The 24,426-nt window shown below is 66.9% G+C and carries 23 protein-coding genes and 2 tRNA genes; 10 read left to right on the top strand and 15 right to left on the bottom strand.

The genetic code is table 11. From position 1 onward, the window contains the following. Positions 1-134: 134 nt before the first annotated feature. Positions 135-416 carry a YbaB/EbfC family nucleoid-associated protein gene (locus AB0F72_RS03625; protein ID WP_360424512.1) on the bottom strand — a complete coding sequence of 94 codons (282 nt, stop codon included), beginning with the start codon at positions 414-416 and terminating at the stop codon, positions 135-137. A gap of 313 nt (positions 417-729) precedes the next feature. On the opposite strand from AB0F72_RS03625, the gene AB0F72_RS03620 reads away from it, so the two are divergent. Further along, the gene (locus tag AB0F72_RS03620; protein ID WP_360424509.1) at positions 730-861 is read left to right on the top strand and encodes a hypothetical protein; all 132 of its coding nucleotides are present in this window, start codon (positions 730-732) and stop codon (positions 859-861) included. A 2-nt stretch (positions 862-863) separates the two neighbouring features. After that, positions 864-1,958, top strand: coding sequence for a hypothetical protein (locus tag AB0F72_RS03615; RefSeq protein WP_360424506.1), 1,095 nt, complete (start codon positions 864-866; stop codon positions 1,956-1,958). Between the two features lie 109 nt (positions 1,959-2,067). Here AB0F72_RS03615 and AB0F72_RS03610 read toward each other — a convergent pair whose 3' ends face one another. The 3 genes from AB0F72_RS03610 to AB0F72_RS03600 form a co-directional block, all read right to left on the bottom strand. After that, positions 2,068-2,919 carry a replication-relaxation family protein gene (locus tag AB0F72_RS03610; protein WP_360424503.1) on the bottom strand — a complete coding sequence of 284 codons (852 nt, stop codon included), beginning with the start codon at positions 2,917-2,919 and terminating at the stop codon, positions 2,068-2,070. Between the two features lie 210 nt (positions 2,920-3,129). After that, the gene (locus AB0F72_RS03605) at positions 3,130-3,843 is read right to left on the bottom strand and encodes a hypothetical protein (RefSeq protein ID WP_360424500.1); all 714 of its coding nucleotides are present in this window, start codon (positions 3,841-3,843) and stop codon (positions 3,130-3,132) included. Between the two features lie 199 nt (positions 3,844-4,042). Beyond that, positions 4,043-4,930, bottom strand: coding sequence for a replication-relaxation family protein (locus AB0F72_RS03600; protein ID WP_360424497.1), 888 nt, complete (start codon positions 4,928-4,930; stop codon positions 4,043-4,045). Between the two features lie 880 nt (positions 4,931-5,810). Here AB0F72_RS03600 and AB0F72_RS03595 point away from each other — a divergent pair. Beyond that, a complete protein-coding gene (locus AB0F72_RS03595; protein WP_360424494.1) occupies positions 5,811-6,152 on the top strand; it encodes a DNA-binding protein in 342 nt (113 codons plus the stop codon). Next, the gene (locus AB0F72_RS03590) at positions 6,149-7,606 is read left to right on the top strand and encodes a tyrosine-type recombinase/integrase (RefSeq protein WP_360424491.1); all 1,458 of its coding nucleotides are present in this window, start codon (positions 6,149-6,151) and stop codon (positions 7,604-7,606) included. Before AB0F72_RS03595 ends, AB0F72_RS03590 begins: the two co-directional genes overlap by 4 nt. Before the next feature lie 305 nt (positions 7,607-7,911). On the opposite strand, the gene AB0F72_RS03585 is transcribed toward AB0F72_RS03590, so the two are convergent. The 3 genes from AB0F72_RS03585 to AB0F72_RS03575 form a co-directional block, all read right to left on the bottom strand. Next, on the bottom strand, positions 7,912-8,721 hold the full coding sequence (locus tag AB0F72_RS03585; protein ID WP_360424488.1) for a hypothetical protein: 810 nt from the start codon (positions 8,719-8,721) through the stop codon (positions 7,912-7,914). An 84-nt stretch (positions 8,722-8,805) separates the two neighbouring features. Next, the gene (locus tag AB0F72_RS03580) at positions 8,806-8,976 is read right to left on the bottom strand and encodes a hypothetical protein (RefSeq protein WP_360424485.1); all 171 of its coding nucleotides are present in this window, start codon (positions 8,974-8,976) and stop codon (positions 8,806-8,808) included. Beyond that, positions 8,973-10,097: a radical SAM protein gene (locus tag AB0F72_RS03575; protein WP_360424482.1), complete on the bottom strand. Its 1,125-nt coding sequence runs from the start codon at positions 10,095-10,097 to the stop codon at positions 8,973-8,975. The genes AB0F72_RS03580 and AB0F72_RS03575 overlap by 4 nt, the downstream gene beginning before the upstream one ends. Before the next feature lie 603 nt (positions 10,098-10,700). Here AB0F72_RS03575 and AB0F72_RS03570 point away from each other — a divergent pair. Together AB0F72_RS03570 and AB0F72_RS03565 are read left to right on the top strand one after the other, a co-directional pair. Beyond that, positions 10,701-11,543 carry a DUF5919 domain-containing protein gene (locus tag AB0F72_RS03570; protein WP_360424479.1) on the top strand — a complete coding sequence of 281 codons (843 nt, stop codon included), beginning with the start codon at positions 10,701-10,703 and terminating at the stop codon, positions 11,541-11,543. Further along, positions 11,540-12,328, top strand: coding sequence for an inositol monophosphatase family protein (locus AB0F72_RS03565; RefSeq protein ID WP_360424477.1), 789 nt, complete (start codon positions 11,540-11,542; stop codon positions 12,326-12,328). The genes AB0F72_RS03570 and AB0F72_RS03565 overlap by 4 nt, the downstream gene beginning before the upstream one ends. Before the next feature lie 252 nt (positions 12,329-12,580). Here AB0F72_RS03565 and AB0F72_RS03560 read toward each other — a convergent pair whose 3' ends face one another. From AB0F72_RS03560 to AB0F72_RS03540, 5 genes are all read right to left on the bottom strand, one after another. Next, positions 12,581-13,306 (bottom strand): creatininase family protein, encoded by a 726-nt coding sequence (locus AB0F72_RS03560; protein ID WP_360424474.1) that lies wholly within the window; start codon positions 13,304-13,306, stop codon positions 12,581-12,583. A 346-nt stretch (positions 13,307-13,652) separates the two neighbouring features. Continuing rightward, a complete protein-coding gene (locus AB0F72_RS03555) occupies positions 13,653-14,303 on the bottom strand; it encodes a nucleotidyl transferase AbiEii/AbiGii toxin family protein (protein ID WP_360424471.1) in 651 nt (216 codons plus the stop codon). A 2-nt stretch (positions 14,304-14,305) separates the two neighbouring features. Continuing rightward, a complete protein-coding gene (locus tag AB0F72_RS03550) occupies positions 14,306-14,650 on the bottom strand; it encodes a hypothetical protein (protein WP_360424468.1) in 345 nt (114 codons plus the stop codon). 693 nt (positions 14,651-15,343) lie between these two features. Further along, positions 15,344-15,416, bottom strand: a tRNA-Arg gene (locus AB0F72_RS03545). 41 nt (positions 15,417-15,457) lie between these two features. After that, positions 15,458-15,548, bottom strand: a tRNA-Ser gene (locus AB0F72_RS03540). 571 nt (positions 15,549-16,119) lie between these two features. On the opposite strand from AB0F72_RS03540, the gene AB0F72_RS03535 reads away from it, so the two are divergent. After that, positions 16,120-16,848 (top strand): hypothetical protein, encoded by a 729-nt coding sequence (locus tag AB0F72_RS03535; RefSeq protein WP_360424465.1) that lies wholly within the window; start codon positions 16,120-16,122, stop codon positions 16,846-16,848. Here AB0F72_RS03535 and AB0F72_RS03530 read toward each other — a convergent pair. Beyond that, complete coding sequence (locus tag AB0F72_RS03530; RefSeq protein ID WP_360425060.1) at positions 16,806-17,531, bottom strand: CPBP family intramembrane glutamic endopeptidase; 726 nt, start codon at positions 17,529-17,531, stop codon at positions 16,806-16,808. The two genes, AB0F72_RS03535 and AB0F72_RS03530, sit on opposite strands and share 43 nt — an antisense overlap. A 214-nt stretch (positions 17,532-17,745) precedes the next feature. On the opposite strand from AB0F72_RS03530, the gene AB0F72_RS03525 reads away from it, so the two are divergent. Next, entirely contained in the window at positions 17,746-18,858 is a 1,113-nt protein-coding gene (locus AB0F72_RS03525) for a globin domain-containing protein (protein ID WP_360424462.1), read from the top strand. 9 nt (positions 18,859-18,867) lie between these two features. On the opposite strand, the gene AB0F72_RS03520 is transcribed toward AB0F72_RS03525, so the two are convergent. Further along, positions 18,868-20,397, bottom strand: a complete 1,530-nt coding sequence (locus AB0F72_RS03520; RefSeq protein WP_360424459.1) for a peptide deformylase — start codon at positions 20,395-20,397, stop codon at positions 18,868-18,870. A 327-nt stretch (positions 20,398-20,724) separates the two neighbouring features. Between AB0F72_RS03520 and AB0F72_RS03515 the strand changes: the two genes are divergently transcribed. Next, positions 20,725-21,441, top strand: a complete 717-nt coding sequence (locus AB0F72_RS03515) for an IucA/IucC family C-terminal-domain containing protein (protein ID WP_360425057.1) — start codon at positions 20,725-20,727, stop codon at positions 21,439-21,441. Here AB0F72_RS03515 and AB0F72_RS03510 read toward each other — a convergent pair whose 3' ends face one another. Next, on the bottom strand, positions 21,442-23,565 hold the full coding sequence (locus tag AB0F72_RS03510) for a hypothetical protein (RefSeq protein ID WP_360424456.1): 2,124 nt from the start codon (positions 23,563-23,565) through the stop codon (positions 21,442-21,444). It abuts the gene before it with no gap. Positions 23,566-23,707: 142 nt separating this feature from the next. Between AB0F72_RS03510 and AB0F72_RS03505 the strand changes: the two genes are divergently transcribed. Further along, positions 23,708-24,421: a class I SAM-dependent methyltransferase gene (locus AB0F72_RS03505; protein WP_360424453.1), complete on the top strand. Its 714-nt coding sequence runs from the start codon at positions 23,708-23,710 to the stop codon at positions 24,419-24,421. Positions 24,422-24,426 lie beyond the last annotated feature (5 nt).

Below are 24,426 nucleotides of genomic sequence, written 5' to 3'. Positions count from 1 at the left end.
GGTGACCGAGCAACTTTAGTGCCAACGTCGCCGGATCTCCGAGTACAGGCACGGGAAACGCCTCGCCCGTATCGGCTCGGGGTGGCGGTGATGCGGCGCGGCGACGTTGCGGAACCTCGATCATCGGGCTGCCATCAGCACGGACACCCGAGGGTGCCGAACGGGTCCCGCATCACCGTCTGCGCGTGACCGAGCGGGCTGTCGGCGATCAGGCGCGGCGCGCCGTGCGCGTCGACCTGCTCGTACGCCGCCCGCAACGCCGTGGTGAGCTGCCGGGTGAGGTTCGCATCGTGCGCGTCACGCAGCCACCTGCGGTCGAATCGCACCGACGTGACGTCACCGCCGCCGGTCAGTTCCACGGTCACCTCGCGGTGCGGGCTGTGCCCAGTGTGGGTCGTGTTTAAGGTCTGGTCCAAACTTCGCCCGAGGCGTGGGATCTACGCGCCTTCTGGCAACAACCCGCTGCCCACACCAGAACTGTGGGGTTTTGTAGTTGCCTTTTATGTGGTGCGGGCAACGCGCTCACGCCCTCCAAGATCACTGACGCGACAAGGCCGCCCAGAACCGGCACCCTTGCTGTCGAACCCGTGCCGCACCGGCCTCGCAAACGAGTCATCCGCTCACCGCCAGGCGTAGCAAGTGCGACGTGCGGGCACCGCCGAACATTGGAGATCGCACATGCCCAGCCACAACGACCCGTCCGTACCCGCCCCCACTACGTTGACCGACATGCTCCCTGTACTCGTACCCGCGGGGATCCTCCTGGTGGCGATCGTGACGCTGACCGCCCGCCAGCCCGAGACTCGTCGGCATTGCCTCGATGTGCTCGCTCACCTCACCCGCTACGCCAGCCCCGTCTAGCAGTGACGACCCAGACAAACGTTTCGGCGCCGGGACGCCCACGGGCGTCGCGGCCGGCCCGCAGCAGGATCAACGACAGATTGCTCAGCGCTAGCGACGACGCCTCGGGCAGCACCCTCCTGCACATCGAGGTCCAGCAGCGCCTCGAGCGGCTGTGGCAAACCGGCGGCCGACGCGGCGGCACTGGACGCCGACCTGAGTGGATCAGCATCCGGCCGGCTTTCCTCAAGGAACAACCCGACAGCGAACACGGGCCGGTGCTCCCTCGGCTCGTCCGCGCCAAAGGACTCGCACTGCGCCTCGAGTTACTCATGCTTTTCGACGCGCAGTGCCGTTTCGAACCAGGACAGCAGGTTCACCTCGGTCGTACCGTCGAAGCTGCGGCCGATCAGTCCTCCGAGAGTTGGCAAGGTCTTGTTCTGGCCGATTCGACCGGCGACTACCGCGACGCACCTACGCTGCGTGCACGGCAGATTCGAGATGCCCTACGTGTCCTAGATGACCAACACCACCTGGTACGCGTCGGCAAGGACAACCGCCGGCAGCGACGTGACTATGACAAAGTCACACTGCTATCCGAGGCGAGCACCCCGACCCAAAGGCCGCCCTACGCGGTACCGGCACCTGGCGGACTGGTGCGTATCTCACGACACTTCTTCACCAGTCTGTGGGTCTTCGCGTTGACCAACACCGAGATCGCCGCGTTCCTCGCACTGTCAGCTAAGCGAGCCGACTTCCCTCTGACCCACACCGACGCCGGTGTCTACGCGCCACAAAGTACCCGGCAGCGGCAGTTCGCGCTCAAGGAGAACACCTGGCGCAGCGCTCGCAGCCTGTACCAGTTCCGCCTACTCGACCGGAAGCTCGATCCCAACCGAGACCCCAGGAGCGGCATAATCGCCGACTTCGGTGCCCGCTGGAAGAAGCATGAGGTGATGCCCACCACCTTCACCATCGCCGATGGGGCCTTGGAGAAGCACGCAGTCCCCACAATCGACCAGATCCTGAACCACGAGACCGTCGACGACATGATGCGGCTAGAGCGGACCGGCCACGAGATCGCGATCTCCGGAACAGCCGGCCGGGTTACACGGTGATGCGGTTTCGCGCCTCAATAGGAAGATCGATACCGCGCTCTCGTTCCACAGGCGGTGCGACCAGAACAACACTGGCGAGAACCGGCCGACGGCGGTGAACTGACGCCGTTCAGTCAACCGCACCAGGCAGGTCCACAAGGCTGCACCGGTCACCCGTCCCCGGATACGCCCAAACCTGTCCGGTAGGCAACGGGCTCCCGAGTGAGACGTCGCGGGTTCCGGTAGCGGCGGGCACCAGGTTGGGCAGGTCGGCGAAGCGCTGCCGAAGGTTGCGTTCGCGGGCTGCGGAGTGCAGCCAGAAGAGCACCGGCCAGGAGCGGCCGAGGGTGGCGAAGAGCCTCGCGTAGCCGACGAGCTTGCCGGTCAGGACGCTGAGTGGCTCGGTGCCGGTGTCGTACTCCAGGAAGAACGCGACCTCACGGCCAGCCTCGCACCACTGCCCGTACCCATCCGGCCGCACGCTCGGTTCGTAGGCACGGACCAGAACCGGGTCGTCGGCGGTGGCGAAGGTGCCTGCTCGTTGGCAGACGGCCTCGGGCAGCCACTGCCGGAGTTCAGCGCCGGCATGGGTACGGGCATGGCCGGCGAGGTCGGTGAAGAACTGGTTGACACCGAGCCGGTGGGTGAGGGTGCGGGTGGAGGTCCACCGGCGCCGTTCGAGGCGGGCATGGTCGCGGCGGGGTGGCCGTTCGTCGCGGGCTGCGGCAACGACTTCGACGCCGAGCTGGTCGATGAGCCAGTGGTAGGGGTAGGAGCCGCCGTCGGCGCGCTGGGGTCGGAAGCGGGCGATCAGCCGTAGCTGGTGCAGGGTGCGCAGGCGGCGCTGGCAGAAGTCCAGCGACGGGAACAGAGCGTTGGCCACCTGTGGTGTGGTGAGGACGCCGTGGTCGTAGAGCCAGCCCAGCAGGACCCGGTCGCGGGCGGTGAGCTGGGACTGCACCCTCAGAACGGGATCATCCATGACGTACCCCTGGGGAGACCCGACGGATTGCAGGGTCTGTCGGAGCACACGTCCCCGGCCGCACCTCGTCGACACCCAACAGGCCGGCCGGTGAGCCCGGACACCGGCCTGTACTGCGGCTCGAAGCACTAGCTAGAAGCGGCATCATGGGCGCTCAAGACCATGTCGCGTGCAGGAGCTCGAGTGCTCTGGACGCCCCGGCGGCCACCCTCAGCCCGTGAACCCAAAGTCGTCAGGGTCGACGTAATCCGTGGTCGCTTCGACTATCCCTTCGGCCTCTTCGACGACGTCTGCTGCGGCTTCTTGCTCGGCAGCCCGTGCGTGTAGCGCCGCGAGGCGACGGGCGGCTTGGTTCAGTCGCTCCGCTTCAACGGAGAGCGCGGCGTTGAGGTTCGCGTCCCCGATGCGTTCTGAAGCGATCTCCTCATCGACGTCTAGGAGGTCGTCCTCTGATGGCGTGGTCAGGGTGCTGGCGATCCAGGTCAGCAGTTTCACCTCCGCCGCCAGCGCATCCACCAGCTCGCCGTCAGCCAGCGCTTCCTCGGCTCGTTGTTGTGCGGGTTGGGGCACGGTCACAGGCGGCACGCCGTCGGCGTTCCGGCTAATGACCACTGCCCCGAGCTGCACAGCGGGTGTGAACGCTGGGTATTCGTCCCCTGCGTCGTCGACGATGGTGGCGTCCGGCACGGCAATCGGGACGACTTGGGCAAGCGTGACGGTGCGCTGATCAACATCCTGGTGCCTGCTGGGGTCGATGCGAATGGTTCCCGCGATGATCACAGGTGTGTCTGCGGGCAGCCGAGCAAGGGTCGCTGCGAGATGGCCGGCGTTGTGAACCATGATTTGGCGCCCGCCGAGACCGTCCGTTACGGCGGCGAACGCTTCCCCGGCCTGGCGTTGGAAGTCTTCCCATTGGATTTCCACGATGCTCCTTCAGAGCTGGTTTCTTACCTTCGTTTGCGCTGCTGAGGGCAGGCGTCGACCGCGCTGAGAATCGACTCGCCGCGCCCCTACTGGGAGTCGCCGGGGGTCGCCTTCGCGGTCGGCGGATCACTGCGCGGCAGATCCTGTCCAGCGGCCTGGTGACCATGTCGGTAGGTGCCGATGCGATCCGCAGCCGTCGCTAGGGATCGGAAATCAGTGACTGGGAGAGGCTGAGCGTCAGCACGTTCAGCTCGGCCAGGGACGTGCGAAGGCTTCCATCGCCAGGCATCGCCCACACCGCTTCTGCTGGTGACTGCCTACGGAGCGCCGCACTATCGCGTGCGCCGGTCGCCATCGGTATCACCGGAGGCAGTTCGGCGAGCCTGGTTCGGAAGTTGCGCTCGCGGGCGGCGGAGTGCAGCCAGAACAGCACCGGCCACGCTCGCCCGAGCTCGGCGAACAGCTTGCGGTAGCCGACGAGCTTGCCAATCAAGACGCCGAGTTGTTCAGTCCCGGTGTCGTACTCGAGGAAGAACGGCACGACCTTGTCGTCTTCCGCCCAGACGCCGTAGCCGTCCGGGCGTATGGAGGGCTCGTAGGCGCGGATCAAGACGGGATCATCCGGTTCGGCGAAGGTACCGGCGCGTTGGCAGGCCGCCTCAGGCAACCACTGCCGCAGCCACACGTTCGGGTGGACGCGGGCGTAGCCGGCGAGGTCGGTGAAGAACTGGTTGACGCCGAGCCGGTGGCTGAGCGTGCGGGTGGAGGTCCAGCGGCGACGTTCGAGGCGGGCGTGGTCGCGGCGCGGGGGCCGTTCGTCGCGGGCTGCGGCGACGACCTCGGCGCCGAGTTGGTCGATGAGCCAGTGGTACGGGTACGAGCCGCCGTCGGCGCGCTGGGGGCGGAAGCGGGCGATCAGCCGCAGTTGGTAGAGGGCACGGAGGCGGCGCTGGCAGAAGTCCAGCGACGGGAACAGGGCCTTGGCGACCTGGAACGTGGTGAGGACACCGTGGTCGTAAAGCCAGCCCAGCAGAATCCGGTCGCGGGCGGTGAGCTGAGACTGCACCCGCAGGACGGGATCATCCATGGCGTACCCCCGGGGAGACCCGGACGATTGCAGGGTCTGTCGGAGTACATGTCCCCGGCGGCCACATGCGCCCTGACCTGCGCTGTGAGGCGGGTGTGGGGGTCCGTTCGGGGGTCCGATTGAAGACTGACGTCAACACTGACGACAAGGCTGACGGCCGCGCTGACGCCCAAACGGTCGTCGGTGGCGAGTACGCGAACTGCAACAGAGATCTCCTCGATCTTCGAGAGGTGATGGAAGTGGTGGCGGCCGTCCGGAACTCCTGTGCCGTCGGTGCCGCCTGGTGTCGGTGGAAGCCAGCGGGCATGGCATGGAAAGCGGTGAGGCTGCGGAGTACGCCATCGCCGTCGGTGGTGGCCGCAGGTGCGGCGGTTCGCTCCGGTCGGCCGCAGTGGGCGGATGAGCGCGGCTTTCGGATGCCGCGCGATCGGCTCCGACGGCCGCGTCCGTGCCATAGGTGCCGGCGACGCCAACCTCAAAACGGGGTTTGTCAGCTCAGACGAACACTCACCGGTCTAACAGATTTCTGACAGGCGCCAAGGATCTCTGACAGTGCAGGTCAGCGCGCACTACGACCGGGCTCGGCACGACACCTCAGCACGATCGCCCGCGCTGTCAGTCGGTTGTACACAACCGACTGACAGCGCATTCCGCAAGTCAACGTAACGGTCTGTCAGAGCCTCGGGTTCGCCTCCGATCAAGGCGCTGAGCTGCGCTGTCAGACTTTCGTCAGGCGCCGTCAGAAACTGTTAGATCGATAAGTGTTCGCCGGAGCTGACAAAAGCCGGTTTGAGAGTGCCAACGCATCCCGTCCGCGCCAGCGGCCGACAAGAGGATGCGCCGGCGTCAGCCCGTCTCTTGCGGCAGGAGCACTCTCACCATGAACGCCACCCCCAAATCGAACCCCTCCACCGGCCCCCGTGACGGTGTGTGGAACGAGGACCGCATCCGCGCCCTGGGCGCCGTCACCGACCTACCCACCGCCGCACGGATCTTCGGCCTCGGCCGGTCCCTGGCCTACGACCTCGCCCGCACCGACGAGTTCCCGGCCCCGGTCATCCGCGCCGGCACCCGCTACCGCGTACCCGTCGCCGGCATCCTCACCGCTCTCGGCATCCCCACCGACCGCGACTTGACGCCATCGGCGATACGAAGCGTGGATCACCACGGCGCTATCAGAGCGACCGCCGACGACGACCACGTTGAGCAGGGAGAACCGTGACCAGCGAAGGATCCATCACCAAACGCTGCGGCTGCAAAGACCCGGCCACCGGCAAACGACTCAACAGCGTCTGCCCGAAACTCCGCCGCTCCGGCGGCTCCTGGAACCCCAGCCACGGCAGCTGGGGCTACCAACTCGAACTTCCCGTCCCACCCGGCCGCAGCCGCCGGGTCCTACGTCGCAGCGGGTTTGACGACCGCGACGCCACCCGCGCCGAACTCGACCACGCACGCTCGCTGCTCGCACTGGCCGGCGACGACACCGGCCTCGCCGTACAGATCGGCGAGGTTCTCCAGGCCTGCAAGAACGGGATCCCCCTGCCCGACCGCGACACCGTCGCCGCCCGCGTCCGCGCCGGAGTCCCCGCCAGCGCGCCGACCACCACCGGCCAGTACCTCACCGAATGGCTGGCCGCACGGCGCGGCCTTTCACCCAAGACCATCCGCGGGTACGGCGACCACATCCGCTCCTACCTCATCCCGCACCTCGGCGACATCCCGCTCCAGAGCCTGCGGACCAGCCACATCCAAGCCATGTTCACCGCGCTCGACGCCCGCAACGAACAGATCCGCGCCGCACGAGCCAGCAACGAACCCGTCACACGTCAAAGATTCCGTGGCGTACGGCCGATGGGCGCGTCCAGCATGATCCGGCTGTACGCAACCCTGCGAGTGGCACTCAACGACGCCGTACGCCGCTCGCGCCTCATCCCGCACAACCCGGCACTGGGCATCGAACTCGAATCCGGCGCCAGGCCGAAGGCACGCGTCTGGACGCCCAAGGCGATCGAACAGTGGAAGGCCAGCGGACAGCGACCCAGCCCGGTGATGGTGTGGCGTCCCGAACAGGCCGGACAGTTCCTCGACTACGCCCAGAAGCACGACGCCGTGCTGTACCCGATGTTCGAGCTCATCCTGCACCGCGGCCTACGCCGCGGGGAGGCCATCGGTCTGCGCGACTTCGACGTCGACCTCAACGAGGCCTACCTCAGCATCGTCCAGCAGATCACCGCCGTCGGCTACACCCCCATCACCCGCAAAGTAAAAAGCGACGCCGGCGACCGGATCATCCCCCTCGGGCCCGCCACCGTCGCCGGGCTCACCGCCTACCTCGACATGCGCAACCGCTGGCAACAGGTCAGCGGCGACACCTGGCCGAACACCGGCCTGTTCTTCGTCCGCCCCAACGGACAACCCTGGCATCCCCAGGCCATCAGCGGCCGGTTCGACTACCTCGTCACCAAGAGCGGCCTCCCACCGGTACGGCTGCACGACCTGCGGCACTGCGCCGCCACCTACCTCCGCCACGGCGGCGCCGACCTGAAAGAGATCCAGGAAGTCCTCGGCCACTCCACCATCGGACTCACCTCCGACACCTACACCTCCGTCATCCTCGAACTACGACGCCCGAACGCCGACGCAGCCGCCAACCTCATCCCCCGCGAAGCCGCATAGCGGTCAGTCCGACAGGCCGGTCCACAGCAACATGGTGGGCCGGCCTTCGTTCCATCGAAGGCCGACACGACACCGGCCGAACGCCACGTGCCGGACCTCCCTCATCGGGAGGCCCGGCGGCGCTGCCATAGCGATGGCCACCGGGCCGACCGCCGTGGTACCGGTCTGGTTGCGTAGACCACCTGACCAGGTGCACGAACGATCGCGTGACTCTTCGAAATGGTCAAGTGCTGTCTGACCAGGAACGGAGCTCCTTGGGGAGCACCTTTTGAACGCTGCTAATGGTCTCGCGATACATCGCCTCGCTAAATGGCTTCCTGCTCTCGGTATCGACGCCATACCTCGGATGCGTGCATGATCGCCCGCGTCCACGGGTCGGTACTGCCGTCACCGGACTCGGCCCACATCCGTGCGTTCGCTACGGCGAAGGCCGTCACACCCTCTACGGTCGCCGTCCGCCAGGCAGGCACCTGCTCCGCCCACCATTCGGCCTGCTTCGGCGTGTGTCCCGCCGCGATCAGCCAGCTGACCCAGTAGGCGGCATCCAGCCATGCTGCTCCACGAGTCGCCCAGCCCCAGTCGACGATGCGGGCCTCGTCGTCGCTCACGATGACATTGGCCGGGTTGAGGTCGGTGTGCAGGAGACTGCCGCCCTGGAAGTGGTGAAGCATGCCGGTGCTGGTGTACGAGGCGAGCCGCTGTTCTGCTCGCCGGAGAGACAGGTTCGGGCAGGGCAGTTCACCGATGCGCGCGATGAGCCGGGCGACGTGCCCGAGATCCTTGGAGTCCGGCGAGTAGTCGGCATGGTGTCCGTCGAGCGCGTCGAAGATGAGCACGTCCCAGGCGTCATCGGCGATCCGGGCGATCAGGCCGGAGCCCACCGTTTCGACGTGCGGGGCGATCTCGGCCTCGCGCTCTTGGGTCCATACCCAGCGGTGCTCGACAGGCAGGGCCTTGACGAAGCAGCGGCCGACGGCAGTCTGGAGTATCGCGGCGACAGAGCTGTTCAATCCGTCGTTGACCGAGTGAGCGGCAATGACCGGGCCGACGGCTTCGCCGATCCGGAAGCGAACCGATGGTGGAAGTTGCCAGTACGGGATTCGTGTGGGCGACAAGATCCGATCCTCAGCAGCGGGTCGTGCCCCGGACGCCACGTCCATGGCTCGCTGGCGAGCCGGGGCACAACTACGGATGCGACGTCAGTTATACGGGTTGTCGTCGCCGCAGCCGCGCTGGTTGCTGGCGGCGACCTGGTCGACGGTGGTGATGACGATGCAGGCCGGTTCGGGTCGGCTGGGCCGCGGCAGGCTCGAGGCCGTAGCTGCGGTCACCTCGGGACGGCGTGTGATCTGAACCGGGGTAGGGCTCATGATTCCTCCTTGTTCCCGTGCTGGCAGTAGTAACTGAGTGGTGCCTTCGCCGCCTGGTAGACCTTGGCCATGGGTCGGCATACCCGGCAGGTGGATGACAGGTTGCAGCCGGAACATCCACCCGTGCGAAGCATCTGGGCGTCTGCGATCGCGGGCAGACGCAGCAGGCCGTCAGGGCCTTCGGCGATGATGTTGATCGGGGTTTCCCGGCCGACTTTGCACATGGTGGCGTTGCCGTGCGGGTCGACGTGGAAGCTCGTGTGCCCGGCCGGGCATCCCTGGAAGATCGAGGACTTGTCGAGATAGCCGGGGGTCTGCGACTCGAGAGTCGAGCCGCTGCCGGTGTAGGTGGGCGAGATCGACCCGAATTCCTTGGAGGGGAATCCGAGGTCGCGCACCAGGGCACGCATCTCGTCCAGCTCTTCGATGTTGTGCTTGGTGATGATGATCGTTACCTCAACGGGCAGTCCGGCGTCAGCGGCTGCCACCAAGCCCGCGTAGGTGTTCTTGAACGCGCTCTTGGTCTGGGTCAGTGCGTAAGCCGTCTCTGGACTCGCCCCGTACATCGATACGGTGATCTTGTGCGGCCGGAAGGATCGGAAGACGTCGAGGATCTCCGGCCGGGCGAGCCTGGAACCGTTCGTCAAGACCTCGATCATCATTCCGGCGTCGTGGGCGGCCCGGAAGGACGGCGTGAAGTGCGGATCGATGAGTGGCTCACCGCCGGTGATCTGGAACCACAGGACACCCATCCTCGCGAGCATGTCAACGAGTCGCAGCTTGTCGTCTAGATCGAGGCCGGCGAACGGTCGGGTCTCCAGGTAGCAGTGTTCGCAGGAGAAGTTGCAGCCCAGGTTGATCTCCCAGGAGGCACGGCAGTACGTCACGGGCAGCGTCGAGGGCGATCGGATCATCAGCACGTCTCGGACGGGCCGATGCCAGAGATCCGTGGCCCAGGCTTGGGCCGCGGCATCAGCGAACCAGTCCGGCACGACGCCGCCCGTGTCCACGAGTTCAGCGAGCGCGGCGTAGTAGCCCGACGGCAGTTGCATTGCCGCTGGGTGACCGGGGCGAACGGCGACGAACTGGTCCTCCTGCGGGCTGACGATGGCTTCGAACACGCGATGCCTCCTGTCCTCGCGATGGCTCTACTGATCGGTCACTCCGGGTGGCGCGGTCCCGTCTCGGCTGCTGCCAGTTGTCTCCGGCTCGTCGGCCCACCCGAGGAAGCGCTCGTACAGATCGGGCGGCTGCCTGTTTGTCACAGCGGCCCAGTCGTCGATCGCCTCGATCAGGTGCGAGCCCAGGAGGACCGATAGGCCATGCGGAAAGTTCTGGTACTGCTCGGCAAGCTCGACCTTCGCTACGTCGCATGGCCATGGCTCGCCGCATACCTTGCAGTCCCATACAGGCCGCTCAGCTTGGTGATCCGTACGCGGAATTAGCACGGCGGCCCCGTTCCCGCTTGGCCCGCACGCCGCTGCCAAGCAGGGACTCGCAGGTATCCGGTGGAATTCGCCATGTGCTGATCGTGGCTGCTAATGCGCACCGAACCCATCACGCGCAGTAGTGCATCAACGGGTAGTTTCAATCCGGTAGCCGGATAGCTCGCCCACTCCGATCCATCCGGTGCCGGGATAGGTCCAAGCGACCGGAGGAGCACCGTGGGCCCACGCGCAGCGCCGACGTTCTCCGTTCCAGCGCACCTCTGGCGAGCCGAAGGCATGCTCACCGCCCTGGCGGCACGCGACATCGCCCAGGTCTTCCGGCTGATCCAACGAGAAACGAGCGTCAGCCAAACCCATCTTGGCGTCGCGACAGGCCTCAGCCAGGCACAAGTCAGCGAGATCATCGGCGGGGCCCGCAGAGTCAGCAGCATTGACGTCCTGACCCGTATCTCCACCGGACTCCTCATGCCCGATGCCGCCCGCATGACCCTGTTCCTCGGCGAACGCCCGCGGCACCCTGATCCCGCCACGACGCCTTCGACGCACGCCCAGGCTGCCGCTGATCTCCACTTGACCGAGCGGTTCTCCGACGTTGAAGCGGTCTACCCGAGCCGGTCAGAATTCCTCTCGAAAATGCCGCCCCATGCGCTCTTCGACGGCGCGGCCGACATCCGGGCGGTCGGCCTGTCGCTCAACCTGATCTGTCAGCAATACGCCGACAGCCGGCTGGCTCAGATGGTCCGCGACGGCACCCACTTGCGACTGCTCTTCCTCGATCCCGCCGGCAGCGCGATACGCCAACGCGAGGTGGAAGAAGGCATGACCGCCGGGCACCTCGGTTCTCTCACCACGCTCAACCTTCAAGGCATCCTTCGAATCCGGGATCGGCTACCGGCCGAGATCCGCGATCGCATCGACGTGGCTACCTACGACCAGACCATTCGCGTCAACGTCATGCTCATCAACGACGCCGTGTGCGTCGCACAGACCTATCTGCCCCACTCCCGAGGCGTCGAGGCCCCCACCATAGTGATCAAGAAGCGGTGGCCGGCCGCCGGGCTCTACCCCGTCTTCGAGCGCACCTTCAACGAGCTCTGGAGCGGCGGTCAGCTTCGATGACCGACTACACCGACCTGCTACCAGTCGCTCATCAAGCCGTCGACCTCGCCCGAGACATCATGCGCACCATGCAGCCCGGCCTCCTGACCACCAAGGGTGAGCGCGACATGGCGAGTGAGGTCGACTACGCCATCGAGGACCGCGTCCGCGCCTTCCTCGCCGAACGCACCCCCGAGGTCGGCTTCCTCGGCGAGGAGAACGGCCACAGCGGAACACCCGACGGACCGATGTGGGCACTCGATCCCGTCGACGGCACCGTCAACTTCATCCACGGCTCACCGCTCTGCGCCATCTCACTCGGCCTCATCACCGAGAACCGCTCCGTCCTCGGCGTCATCGACCTGCCCTTCCTCGGCAACCGCTACTCAGCAGCCGAAGGCAATGGCGCCCACGCGGATGGCCAGCCCATCACCGTCAGCACCACGCGAAGTATCAGCGACGCCGTGGTAGCGCTCGGCGACTACGCGGTCGGCGACAAAGCCACCGAAAAGAACCAAGCCAGATTCGCACTGACCCAGCGCCTCGCCATGAACGTGCAACGCGTCCGCATGCACGGCTCAGCCGCCATCGATCTGGCCTGGCTGGCCGCCGGCAAAATCGACGCCGTCATCATGCTGGCCAACAAACCATGGGACACTGCGGCCGGCGTCGTCATCGCCCGCGAAGCAGGCGCACAGGTGGTCGACCGCGACGGATCAGCCCACACCTTCACGTCATCCGCCACCATCGCGGCCAACCCAAACCTTCTCCCCGAAATCACCGATCTCACCAGCGAAGCGGCATAGCCCGGAGGCAGGAAAAGCAGGGCCGAACACGACGCGGCCGATGGGATCGGCGCCGGCCAAGTCGACGAATGGCCGGTGCCCGAGGAGACGCGAAGCGTCCTGCAAACCGCCTTCAGTCGACGTTCCTAGATCTCGGCACCGGGACGGATCCCGGGCATCCGGGCTCCGCCCGGCGCCGAATGGTCCGCCCACGGCCCCGACCCGGGCAGCCAGGAGCGCATGCGTGCCCCGCTCGGGAGCACCAGGCACTGCCTACTGCTGGAGCCGAGGCTCGTCGAGCGCCAGTAGGTGAGCTGCGAACGACTCGACGAGGCTGCTGAGAACAGCTTCGCCCTTCTCGGCGGTTCCGGCAGAGGGGCGGCCGATGACACCGTGCGCGGTGTATGCGGCCATCCCGTCGACGAGCAGGAAAGGCCGGTCGTCGGCGCCGTGGTCCAGTGATGACGCGCCATCGCGCACCGATACCGGCATGACGGCCGACAGGATGGAAACTTCTAGTTCACCGGCGTGCATGTCCTGGTGGTCGTCAGTAACGAGGTCGGCCGCCCGGCGCGCTCGTCTCCAGTCATCGCGTGAGGGGAAGAGGGTCATGGACCGCGCGTTGGCCGCGTTCGCGGTCTGAACCACGTTGCTGAGGAAGTAGTTCCCACCGTGACCGTTGATGATCGCCAGCTTTGGAATGCCCTGCGCGGCAAGCGAACTCGCGATGTCGCCGATGATCGCTGTCACCGTTGTGTGGGTGAGACTCACCGTTCCGGGCCAGGCGGCATGCTCATGCGAACAGGACATCGGCACGGCCGGCAGGACTAGAACGTTGTATGCGGCTGCCAGCCGGTTCGCGATCGCTACCGACACGATGGTGTCCGTTGCGAGCGGCAGGGAGGGCCCGTGCTGCTCAAAGCTACCGATGGGCAGGACGGCAGCGCCCTGCTGTCGCTGGTGGACGTCCGCCGTCGTGATGAGGGGAATCAGGTCCATGGCCTCGATATTGGCATTCCGCACGCGACGCGCTCGGAACAGCGGATCACCACAGGATCACCAGGTCCCAGATCGCGGGACACTTCAGGCTCGAAACTGGGATACAAAAATGGCCGCAACCAACGTTTCCACCGGTGAAGGCCATTTTCGAGAAGTACGCCCGAAGGGACTCGAACACGCGGCCCCGGCCTGACAGCTCATTTCTGGCGCACTCAACGACGGCGGCCTCTGAAGTCGCCAGGGGCGGAGTCACGCGAGTACGACCCGGGCCGGATCGGACGATCGAGGATCCGGCTGTCGCTAAGACCCCAGGCTCAAGGCGCGAAGGGCCCTGATCGGCACCCTTCTATTCGCCGGCGAGGAGTTGCTCGCGCCACTTCGCGAAACGTCCGCGCATTCCCGCGATCAAGTCCGGGGCAGCGCCATATACAGCGAAGCGGCGGTCCGGGTATCGCGGCAGCATCTCCAACAGGTCGGCCAAAACTCGACGGTCGAAGCCGGCGTCGGCCTGCTCGGCGAGTTCGAGCAGATGCTGATAGGTGTACCGGCCCGAGATCACAGCGGCGTCGACGTCAAGGAAGTCCCGCGGCTCCGCCCGGGTAAACAAGGCGGACATTTTGCCTGCCACGACGTCGTCTACGTGCAGGACCGGACCGACATCCATCATCACCGGCGGCAGCGAACGCCAGTTCGCAGCCAACTCCACCTTGTACGGACCAACCGGCCCATCGGGATCTGTCACCGCGAGCCGGGCGAAGGTCTCGAACTGCTGCGTGACCTCCACGGTGTACCCGTCCGCGCGATACGCGCCGACCACAGCTTCCACCGCCGCCGCAAATTCACCACGGCGCTCCCAAGCCGTGAAGAGGTCAATATCTTCGCTCGGCCGTTCCAGAAGGCCGTGTGCCTGAACCGCGTACCCACCGGCCAGAGCGAAGCCATACCGACCAGCCACCCGAAGACCGATCTCTGCCAGCTTGAGAAGACCCGGATCCACGCTCAGCCGGCCAGCGCCCGCGGCGGTGCGGCAAGCTCGGGAAAACGCGACTGCCAAAGCGCCCGCAACCGGGAGGGGAGCCAGAGATCCGGCCACAGTCGGCGCAGAACTGCGCCGTCAAGCCAACGGCACAACTCGTCGGGAGTCGCCGCCTGGTTGAGTACGGTCTGGTACATCAACTGCTGGTCCCCGGGGTCGTCCAGGTCGTACGTGCTGTCACCGGACCAGTCCAGCGACCGGTCGAGTGTCACCGTGCCACCGATCGGGCCCCGCAGGTCGGCCAGGCTTGCCGGAACGATGTAATGCCGCTGATCGGCATACCGCGATCCCGGCGGCGCGCTGTTCACCCCTGCCATCTGTCTCACCTCCCGGCTTCGATCGTACGTACCCGACACGCCACGGGTCGTACCTGACGAACGAACGCCACGCGCCGGACTCCCCGCAAGGAGGAGCCCGACGGCGCTGCCACAGCGAAGGTCTGACATGCGATCCCCTCGCCACGGTGCCAGCCGGTCAACTGATCCCCGGCTGGTGCACGAACCATCGCGTGACTCATGGCATAGATCAAGTGCTATTGGCGCCGTCCCACGGAGCATCGGCATCCGAGGCGATGACAAGGCCAAAACAGCGGATCACCACCGGATCACCGGCACCGAAAGACGGCCGATCTCGACCAATCCGGCTACTCACAATCAGAAGTGTTCCGACCGCTTCCGACGCCGACCGAAGGCGCGGCTGCCTTAAGACCACCTCACCAGGCGACGCCGCAGGTCAAGCGCCATTGACCGGCCCAACTGCCGAATCGCCGGCCACGTGGCACCACGCCCGGCGCGACCAGCCCTGACGACAGACCGTCGACACAGCCCTGGACGTATCGAAACAGAAAATCCCTGGTCAGCCCCAGGACGGACGGGCCAATCCGGAACATTCGATCACCACAGGATCACCACGTCCCACATAACAGGATTTCGGAGCCCAATAGTGGGAAACGAAAAAGGCCGCAACCCACGTTTCCGCAGGTCACGGCCTAATTCTTGAAGTGCGCCCGAAGGGACTCGAACCCCTAACCTTCTGATCCGTAGTCAGATGCTCTATCCATTGAGCTACGGGCGCTCTCTCACTTGCTCAGTCAGCCTACAACACCGACTTTCGCGCGGAGACTCCGGGATTCGAACCCGGGAGGGGCTTTAAAACCCCAACCGCATTAGCAGTGCGGCGCCATAGACCAGACTAGGCGAAGTCTCCCCGGCGACCCTGGGGTCACCGAGGCTTGACAATACCGGACCCCCGGGACGACGCACAAAGAGGGGCGCGCAGGCCCACCAAAGATCTTCCCAAGCGGTCCGCTAACAGGCGAAACGCCGCATCAGCGGCTAGGCTGCGTGCGATGGAGGAGAACACCCGCCGGGAGGCCCCGCGCGCCCGTGATCCGCGGGCGCCGTTCGCCACGCCCGAGCAGACGCCGCCGCAGTCGTCCGCCGATTCGTCCGAGAAGGCGGCCTCCGCCAAGCGGCCCGCCCGCCGCGGCGCCCCGCCGGCGGTTACTTTCCAGCCCCCGCGTCCCGGCCCGGGTGCTGAAGGTCACTCCGCAGACCCCCCTTCGGGTACGCGTGAAGCGCCCCCGCCGCCCCCGGCCGCCCCGAAGCCGGTGCCGAGCGTGCGCAAGGCCACACGAAAAGCGGTCCCGGCCCAACCGGCGGGCCCCGAGGACTCGGTCGAGCCGAAGAGGCCCCGAGCCCCCCGAAAGGCCGCCCCTGTCAAAGCAGCTCCCGTCGAAGCAGCTCCCGTCGAAGCAGCTCCCCTCAAAGCGGCTCCGGTGAAGGCAGCCCAAGCCAAGGCCGCCCCGGCAAAGGCAGCGCCAATCAAGGCCACCCCGGTGAAAGCCACCGCGATCAAAACCACCCCGGCCAAGGCCGCCCCGGCCAAGGTCACCCCACCGAAGCCGGCCACCCCCAGAAAAGCAGCGAAGAAAGCCGCCCCGGCCAAGGCGACAGCAGCAGAAACACCGCCGGCTTTTCCCGCCGACCTGCTGTCCCAGCTCCTCGCCGACCCCACCCGCTCACCGCGAACCCTCGCCGAGGCAGCCGTCCGCACCCTCGGCCCCCGAGCCCGCGACCACGTCGCCGCGCTCCGGGCCACCTATCCCACCGCCACCACCGAGGGCCTGACCCGCCTCACGGTGCAGCGTTTCACCCGCTCCGCGGGACGGCGTGGGCTCCTGGGCGCGTTCGCCGGCCCGTACTCTCCGGTGGCAATCGCCGGCAGCGCCGCGCTGACGCACGCCGAGCTGGTGTTGCACCTGGCCGCGATCCACGGCCTGGACCCGGCGGATCCGCGCCGGGCCGAGGACATCCTGGCCTGCGCCCGGATCACGGTTTCCGAAGCGGCTGCCTGGCTCGCGCTGAAGCTCGTCGACCGGCGACTTCCCGGGGCGCTTCTGGTGGTGGCCGTCCTGACCGGCCGCAACGGTGTCGAGACGACAGCTGTCCGGGCCCGGCGGCACTACACGGTCAGCCAGTCCAGCCAGGAGTCCGGCAGCAACTGATATCCGACGAACGCGGTGATGTCGAGCACGGAGTGCGCCACGATCAGCGGCATCACCCGTTTCGTCCTCAGGAAGAAGAGCGCGAAGATCACGCCCATCACCGCGTTGCCGATGAAGGCGCCGAAGCCCTGGTAGAGGTGGTAGGAGCCGCGCACCACCGCGGAGATCGCGATCATCCAGGCCGGTGAGACGGCCATCGTGCGCAGCCGGGTGATCAGATAGCCGACGACTATCACTTCTTCGAGGATGGAGTTCTGCAGGGCGGACAGGATCAGCACCGGAACCGTCCACCAATACGGCGCCAGGGCCGACGGCACGATTTGCGCGTTGATGCCGAGCTGCAGTGACACGTACACCAGAAGCAGCCCGGGAATCCCGATGGCCGCGGCCAACCCGAAGCCCCAGCCCAGGTCGAAGCGGGGTCGCCGGTAGTCGATGCCGAGCTCCCGGCTCGGCGCGATGTGGTCGCGCCACAGCAGGAAGAGCACCAGCGCTACCGGGATCAGCTCGAAGAAGATGCCGAGCAGCTGGCGGGTGAGATCGAGGTAGGGACGCGCCGACTGAGGCGCGTTGAGCACCGCGGTCTGCTGAGCGAGCGGCTGAGCCGCAGTCAGCTTGGCGGCCAGCGACACGATGGCGTAGGCGGCGGACTGGCCGAGCGAGAGCAGCAGCACGATGACGATCTCAACGGTGTACGTCCGGCGGCCGGACCGCTGTCGCTCTGTTGCGCCTTCAGTCCCCGTTGTGGGTGGCGGTTGGGGCGGTTGGACGGGGGTCACTGGACAACCCTACGGCAGGCACAAACACACCCAATTCGCCAAGTGCCGCGCCGTGAGCCGTGATGAGTCGCACTGAGCGTGCGTCGTGTTCCTGACTGTGCTGCCCACTCTGAAATCCATGGGAGACCTCGCACGCTTGCTCAAGGAGAGCTGGAGCCTCGTCGAGGAACATCAGGACAAGGTGGCCGGCTACTTCTACGCCCGCATGTTCCTGTCGCATCCGGATCTGCGAGACCTCTTCCCGGTGCACATGGACGTTCAGCGGACCCGCCTGCTGCACGCGATCGTGACCGCCGTGCAGACGCTGGAGGATCCGGAGAAATTCGACGACTACCTGCGTGGCCTGGGGCGGGATCACCGCAAGTTCCACGTGGAACCAGAGCACTACGAGATCGTGGGGGGCGCGCTGATCGAGGCGATGCGATCCTTCGCCGGCGAGCAGTGGAGTGTCGAGTACGACCAGGCGTGGGCTGACGCGTACGCGGTGATCGCCTCGAAGATGCTGGCCGGCGCGGACGCTGATCCGAATCCGCCGTACTGGTACGCCGAGGTGGTCGCGCACGAGCGCCGGGCCCAGGACATCGCCGTTCTCACGGTGCTGCCGATGCAGCCGCTGGAGTTCCGCGCCGGGCAGTACCTGAGCATCGAGTGCACCAAGTACCAGCCCCGGCTCTGGCGCACCTATTCACCGGCGAACGCGCCGAGGCGCGACAACAGCCTCGACTTCCATGTCCGTGCGGTCGGCGCCGGCTGGGTGTCCAGTGCTCTGGTACGGCGTCTTCAGGTCGGCGACATGATCAAAGTGGCCGCGCCGATGGGCATGATGACGCTGGACCGCCGCTCGACACGGGACGCGGTCTTCGTGGCCGGCGGCACCGGCCTGGCCCCGATCAAGTCCCTGCTCGAGGAGCTGACCAGGTACAACCGGACCCGCTGGGTGCACGTCTTCGTCGGCGCGCGGACCCGGGACGAGCTGTACGACCTGGCCGACCTGAACCGGCTGGCCGCGCGGTACCCCTGGCTCTCGGTGGTGACCGCGTGCAGCGACGACCCGACGTTCCCGGGCGAGCAGGGCAACATCTCGGACGTGGTGGCCCGGTACGGCCCGTGGCAGGAGCACGACTTCTTCGTCTCCGGCTCCGGCCGGATGGTGAAGGCCACCCTGAAGACGCTCGCCGAGCTCCAGGTCCCCTCGATCCGGATCAAGTACGACAGCTTCACCGAGGCCTGAGCCACGACGCTAGTAGTCCCAGGGACGCCCGGTCTGCTGGTACTGCGCGACCGGCACGAGTTTCGCGTCGGGTGTCATCCGGTCGACGTAGAGGCGGCCTTCCAGGTGGTCGATCTCGTGGCTGATCAGCCGGGCCAGCGCCCGGTCGAACGAGGTGACCACCCGGGTCCCGTCGAACCGCGCGTGCTCCACGTCGATCCGCAGCGGCCGGGTGACGAGGCCTCGGTAGTCGAAGAAGGAGAGGCAGCCCTCGTACTGGTCGTCGCAGTCGGTGGACTCGCCGACGACACGCGGGTTGAGCAGGACGACCGGCTGGGCGTCGTACTCCGGCGGCTGGACCACGGCGGCCGCCACCGGCACGCCGATCTGGGTCGCGGCCAGGCCCACCCCTTTGCTGAACTCGTGCAGGTCCTGCAGCCGGCCGAGGGACGTGAGCAACCGGGTCACGGTCTCCTGGGCGGCGTTGCTCTCCCGGGGCAGCTGGAAGTGGCGGGCCCGCTGCCGCAGCAGATCGGACCCGCGCTGGATGATGCCGATGCCCCGCATCCGGTGCGAGGCGCGGGGCAGGACCGGCTCCGGCGGCCCGATTTCGTCGTAGATCGGAGCGTCGGCGCCGCGGTACCGCCATTCCAGCCGGTACCGGGCGTTGAGCAGGGGCGCGTCGGTTGACCACTCGAAAATGGCGCGACCTCCCTCGGTGCGGCGTTCCAGCGGGGTACGGACGGGCACCTCGGCGGCGAGGGACGCCTCCACACCCCATACCTGTGGCTCGAAGTTCTCCGGCAGGTTCAGGCGGACGGTCAGCGAGCGGGTCGGCAACCGGACCGCGCGCTGGAACCACTGGCCCCATTTCTCCTCGCCGACCGTGTACGCGTACTCGATCGTGGTCCGCTCCCCGGGATAGAGCGGGAACTGACCGCGGTCGTTCGCGAACAGCAGCCAGATCTCCTTGGCCGCGTCCCGGTCGAGCTTGACCCGCCACTGCATCGGCTCGGCGGCGCTGCCCTCACCTGCCCGGGCCTCCACGTCCATCTCGTCGAAGGAGAGCGGGTTCTCCCGGTGGTGACGGTTCGAGCCGGCCGGGTCGTGCGGGTACCGATCCACGGCGATCTTCACCAGATAGCGGGTAACCGGCTCGACTCCGGCGTTGTAGAGGGCCCGGCGGACGCGGCAGCGGTAGGCTCCGTCGGTGTACGCCAGCTCGGCGACCTCCTGCTCGACCACGAGCCCGGTTCCCGGTGGCAGCCACTGGACCGGCACCGGCGGGTCACGGTGGAGCATGGAGCCGCGGGCGTGCCGGAGCTCGTCGTACTCCTGGAAGCGTTGCCAGATCATGCCGCCGGCGCCGAGCACCGCTTCGGCCCGGCGGGCGAAGTCCTCGGTGGGCTTGTGGCGGCGGCCCTCGACGTGGCTGACATACGAGGGATCGAAGCCCATGCGCGCGGCAAGCTGCTTTTTGGTCATTCCGCGCTCGACCCGCCATTGCGCAAGCGCCGTAACGAACTGGTCTGCGGCCCGTTCAACGGGCGAGGTGGTCATCACGGATGTCCCCTTCGCGACGGCACGTTCAGTGTCGCTGGCGCTCCGTGTCCACAAGGTGCTAGTAGCGCGTTGCCGACAGATACCTTGACGAATCCGGCAAGAGCGCAACGCTACGTAAAGTAATTCTTGCCGAGGGTATTAGTCCGAAACATCCCGCTCAAGAGTGTGGTTAGGCTACCCTTAACCGGGTACGGTGGGTCGCCTCAGACCTTTGAAGTGAATCCCGGCGAGGAGATAGCGGTGCCCGTGAGCAGCACCCTGGAACTCTCTCGGTCCCGGCTCACCGATCAGCCGCTCGCTCCGGTGACGACCACGCTGCGTGCCATGTTCGGGACGAGCACCGAGATCCCCGGCCTCGCTCCCGATCTGGTGGTGCGCGACCTGGTCGGCTGGACGCCGGCGGCTCGGCTCGCCGACGTGCATCTGGAGACCATCCTCGGCAACGCCTCTCAGCGCTGGAACGCGCAGCCGCACGCGGCCGCCGCGCTCGCCTGGAAGGCCTACACCTACTGGCTCACCCTGCCGGCCGTTCTCGGCTGGGCCTCCGCGCGCCGCGTCCCGCTGCTCACCGCCACCGACACGGTCATCCACTTCGACGACCCGCGCCCGCTGGTCACGCTCGGCATGCGGCCGGACATCACTGTCGCGGTCCTGCCCGGCGACCCGCTCGCGCTGGTCGGTCACCCGCGGGTGCGCGTGGTCCCCGACGAGGACGCGCTGCTCGCCGAGTTCCGCCGGGCCGTCTTCGACGAGCACCTCAGCCCGCTGCTCGACGCGATCCACGACCGGGTCCGCCTCGGCAAGCGGACGCTGCTCGGCTCACTCGCGTCCGGCATCGCCTACGGCGTGCTGCGCTCGGCGGACGCCCTGCCCGGCTCGTCCGCGGACAGCATCGACCGGCTGCTCGGCACGCTGGGCGTCCGCGACCTGATCGAGCTCCACCCGGGCCAGCACGGCAAGCTCGATGTCCGCCGCAAGACCTGCTGCCTGGCCTTCACGCTGCCCAAGCCGAAAGTCTGCCCGGGCTGCTGCATCAAGTGATTACTTCATCCCGATCGCGGTGACTGTTGCGTCGGGGTTGTCGACGAGGGCGCGCACGTCCCACATCCACACGCCCTCGGTCCAGGTCGGGCGGAAGCCGATCAGCTCGGAGAACGTCCGCAGCATCTCGATGTCCCGGGCCTGCGGGGTCAGCACCACCACGCCGGCTTTCCAGAAGCGGAGGTCGGCCAGGGTCATCTCGCGCCGGGTGTCGGTGACCTCCGGGATCGGGTTGCCCTGCCGGACCGAGGTGATCAGGCCGCTGGTCGGTCGCCACGGGGGCGAGAAGATCGCGGTACGGTCGTCCGGGTTGCGCGGGTCCTGGTTCGGCAGCAGCGCGTACGCGCCGGCGATGCGCATGTCCTGCCCGGTGTACGCCGACCAGCGCAGCGGGTCCGGGTAGCTGGAGTCCGGCAGCGGCAGGGTGACCATCGTGTGGTCGTCGTCGACGAACTGCTTCCAGGCGCCGGACGTGACGAACTCGGGAACCGGGTCCATCAGCGTGGTCTGCAGCGGGGTCGGCGCGAGCGGGACGAGCGCCATCGCCACCGCGGTGATCATCGCCACCCGGACCGGCCCACGGGACTGCGGCTGGGTGCGGATCATGTCGGCGGCGCGCTGGCAGCCGAGCGCCAGGATGATGCCGATCATCGGGGCGATCGCCATGGCCCACCGGGTCGGGACGGCCGAGTTGAGCACCGGGACGCTGTGCAGGAGCGACCAGATGCCGGGAACGCCGGTGTTCACGCCGTTCAGGTAGATGCGCGGGCCGAGCGACATCGCCGCGAAGAAGATCGCGATACCGCCGAGCGTCACCACCGCCACGGTCCGGCGCATCCACAGGACCAGACCGGCGAAGAGGATGACCAGGCCCCAGCCGAAGAACGCGTTCTCCTCGGCCGGGTTCTGCGTGAGGCCGGCCGCCACCGCCTCGTTGCCGGCCACCGACCGGCTCGCGTACGCGGTGAACGATCCCAGGTCGGCGCCGAAGTGCCGGACGAACTCGGCGAGGCCGTGGTAGCTCTGCGGGCCGAAGAACTGCACGCTCAGCGGGTAGGCCAGCACGGCCAGGGTGGTCGCCGCGGCGACACCGAGAGCGCGCAGGAAGGTGAGCACCTCGCCGCGGTGCGCCTTGCGCCGGACGATCGCCATCACCGCGCAGAAGATGCCCAGCCCGACCGCGGTCATGAAGAGGATCTCGAGGTTGATGAAGGCCTGCCAGACCAGCAGCCCGGCGAGGAGCAGGCCGTTGCGCACGACCCGGCGCGGCCTGCGCAGTTCCAGGGTGCGCCAGATGATCAGCGGGACGAGGAACTGCGAGACGATGTTCGGGTGGCCGCCGGCGTGCGAGATCATGCTCGGCGCGAAGGTGCAGAAGAGAGCCCCCACCCAGGCCGCCAGCCGGGACGTGACGAAGCGGCGCGAGAGCACCAGATACCACGAAGTACCGGTTAATGCCAATGCACCGGTGAGAAATACGTTGAACGCCACATGCGGGCCGAACAGAAGAGTGACCGGCGTCAGTGGCAAGGAAACGGCCAACACTGAGGTGTTGGCCATCATGTTCACCCCGTCGGGGTAATTCAAGCGGTCCGAGAAGAACGGATAGACGCCATCCGTGAGCACTCGGGCACCGTGCGCCAGCATCCACTCGAAGAATGCCTGATCCTGAGGATCATCGCGCAGTTCATGATCAAGATTGAGCCACAACGGCGCGGTGACGAAGAGGGCGACGGCCAGGAAAGACCCGATGGCGCAGACGTCACGCCAGGTGAGCGCACGCCACGGGAGGCGGCGTCGGGCAGGGTGTATGTCCTGCTCATCGACGGTTTCCACCGCTGGCGCGACGGCCGGGCGCGTGTCCGTCACGACATCGCCCTCGAGGGCGATCAGCTCCGCGTCCAGGTCGTCGGCGGCGGTCACTTGGCGGGGCGGAAGAACGTTCTCCCCGGTCGACTGGCCTGTCGAGTCAAAACCCGTAATCGTCATAGCATCGGCGAGCCTAACCGAGGTTCCGAAGAGTTCAGCGGTGAGCGGCCGATGCGTGATAGAGCCGATATGTACGCGCGATTTCCACGTGCCCGCCCCTGTGCGGCCCCTGGGAGCTTTCGACGCGTAACCCATACGTGCACCCGACCCACCTATGTCTCAATCAAGCCAAGAAATCAGCGGTGACCCGTGCTCAACTTTCGGATAGGCGCGTCAAGTGGTTAACTTCTCCGGTCCCGCTGTCAGCTCAGATCGGCAAGATGAGGGAACCTCACCTATGGCAGACATCACTGGAGACCAGCGGATCCAGTCCGAAGTGCTCGAAGGCCTCGCCACGGCTGTGAACCACCGCCGGTGGTTCGTCGAGCTCGCTCTCCCGTACCTCGGGGACAATCCGATCGAGATCGGGAGTGGCCTCGGTGACTACGCCATCGAGTGGGCGGAGCACCTTCCGCGGTTCACCGCGACCGAGGCCGACCCGGACCGCCTCGTCCTGCTCAAGGAGCGGATGGCGGACTACCCGAACATCGACGTGAAGCAGATGCTCCTGCCCGCGCCGGAGGCGAACGGGGAGTACAGCGCTGCGGTGTCCTACAACGTTCTCGAGCACATCGAGGACCACGTCGGCGCGCTCAGCAGCATGAAGGACCTGGTCCGTCCCGGCGGCCGCGTGATCATCATCGTGCCCGCGTTCATGTTCGCGATGAGTGACGTGGACTACGCGACCGGTCACATCCGGCGGTACACGAAGAAGACGCTCTCCGCGGCCTTCATCGACGCCGGCCTGGAGATCGAGAAGATCCACTACGCGAACGCGCTGGGCCTCCTCGGGTACTACACGGCGACCAGCATCTTCAAGCTGGCGCCGAAGGAGGGCCCGATGGTCAAGATCTACGACTCGCTGGTGCTGCCGGTGACCAAGGCCGCCGAGCGGATCGCCAAGCCGCCGTTCGGCCAGTCGGTCTTCTGCGTCGCCCGAGTGCCGCGCTGACCGTG

This window comes from Actinoplanes sp. NPDC023936 (assembly GCF_040639325.1).
Classification (GTDB): Bacteria; Actinomycetota; Actinomycetes; order Mycobacteriales; family Micromonosporaceae; genus Actinoplanes.
The sequence above is the reverse complement of the archived record's forward strand: the minus strand, read 5'-3'. Positions and strand labels throughout refer to the sequence as shown.

Bases quoted from the DNA above. Each gene is read 5' to 3' on its own strand.
- AB0F72_RS03620 (WP_360424509.1), top strand. From the start codon at position 730: ATGCTCCCTGTACTCGTACCCGCGGGGATCCTCCTGGTGGCGATCGTG.
- AB0F72_RS03610 (WP_360424503.1), bottom strand. From the start codon at position 2,919: ATGGATGATCCCGTTCTGAGGGTGCAGTCCCAGCTCACCGCCCGCGAC.
- AB0F72_RS03600 (WP_360424497.1), bottom strand. From the start codon at position 4,930: ATGGATGATCCCGTCCTGCGGGTGCAGTCTCAGCTCACCGCCCGCGAC.
- AB0F72_RS03595 (WP_360424494.1), top strand. From the start codon at position 5,811: ATGAACGCCACCCCCAAATCGAACCCCTCCACCGGCCCCCGTGACGGT.
- AB0F72_RS03580 (WP_360424485.1), bottom strand. From the start codon at position 8,976: ATGAGCCCTACCCCGGTTCAGATCACACGCCGTCCCGAGGTGACCGCA.
- AB0F72_RS03570 (WP_360424479.1), top strand. From the start codon at position 10,701: ATGCTCACCGCCCTGGCGGCACGCGACATCGCCCAGGTCTTCCGGCTG.
- AB0F72_RS03565 (WP_360424477.1), top strand. From the start codon at position 11,540: ATGACCGACTACACCGACCTGCTACCAGTCGCTCATCAAGCCGTCGAC.
- AB0F72_RS03560 (WP_360424474.1), bottom strand. From the start codon at position 13,306: ATGGACCTGATTCCCCTCATCACGACGGCGGACGTCCACCAGCGACAG.
- AB0F72_RS03525 (WP_360424462.1), top strand. From the start codon at position 17,746: ATGGGAGACCTCGCACGCTTGCTCAAGGAGAGCTGGAGCCTCGTCGAG.
- AB0F72_RS03520 (WP_360424459.1), bottom strand. From the start codon at position 20,397: ATGACCACCTCGCCCGTTGAACGGGCCGCAGACCAGTTCGTTACGGCG.
- AB0F72_RS03515 (WP_360425057.1), top strand. From the start codon at position 20,725: ATGTTCGGGACGAGCACCGAGATCCCCGGCCTCGCTCCCGATCTGGTG.
- AB0F72_RS03510 (WP_360424456.1), bottom strand. From the start codon at position 23,565: ATGGGTTACGCGTCGAAAGCTCCCAGGGGCCGCACAGGGGCGGGCACG.
- AB0F72_RS03505 (WP_360424453.1), top strand. From the start codon at position 23,708: ATGGCAGACATCACTGGAGACCAGCGGATCCAGTCCGAAGTGCTCGAA.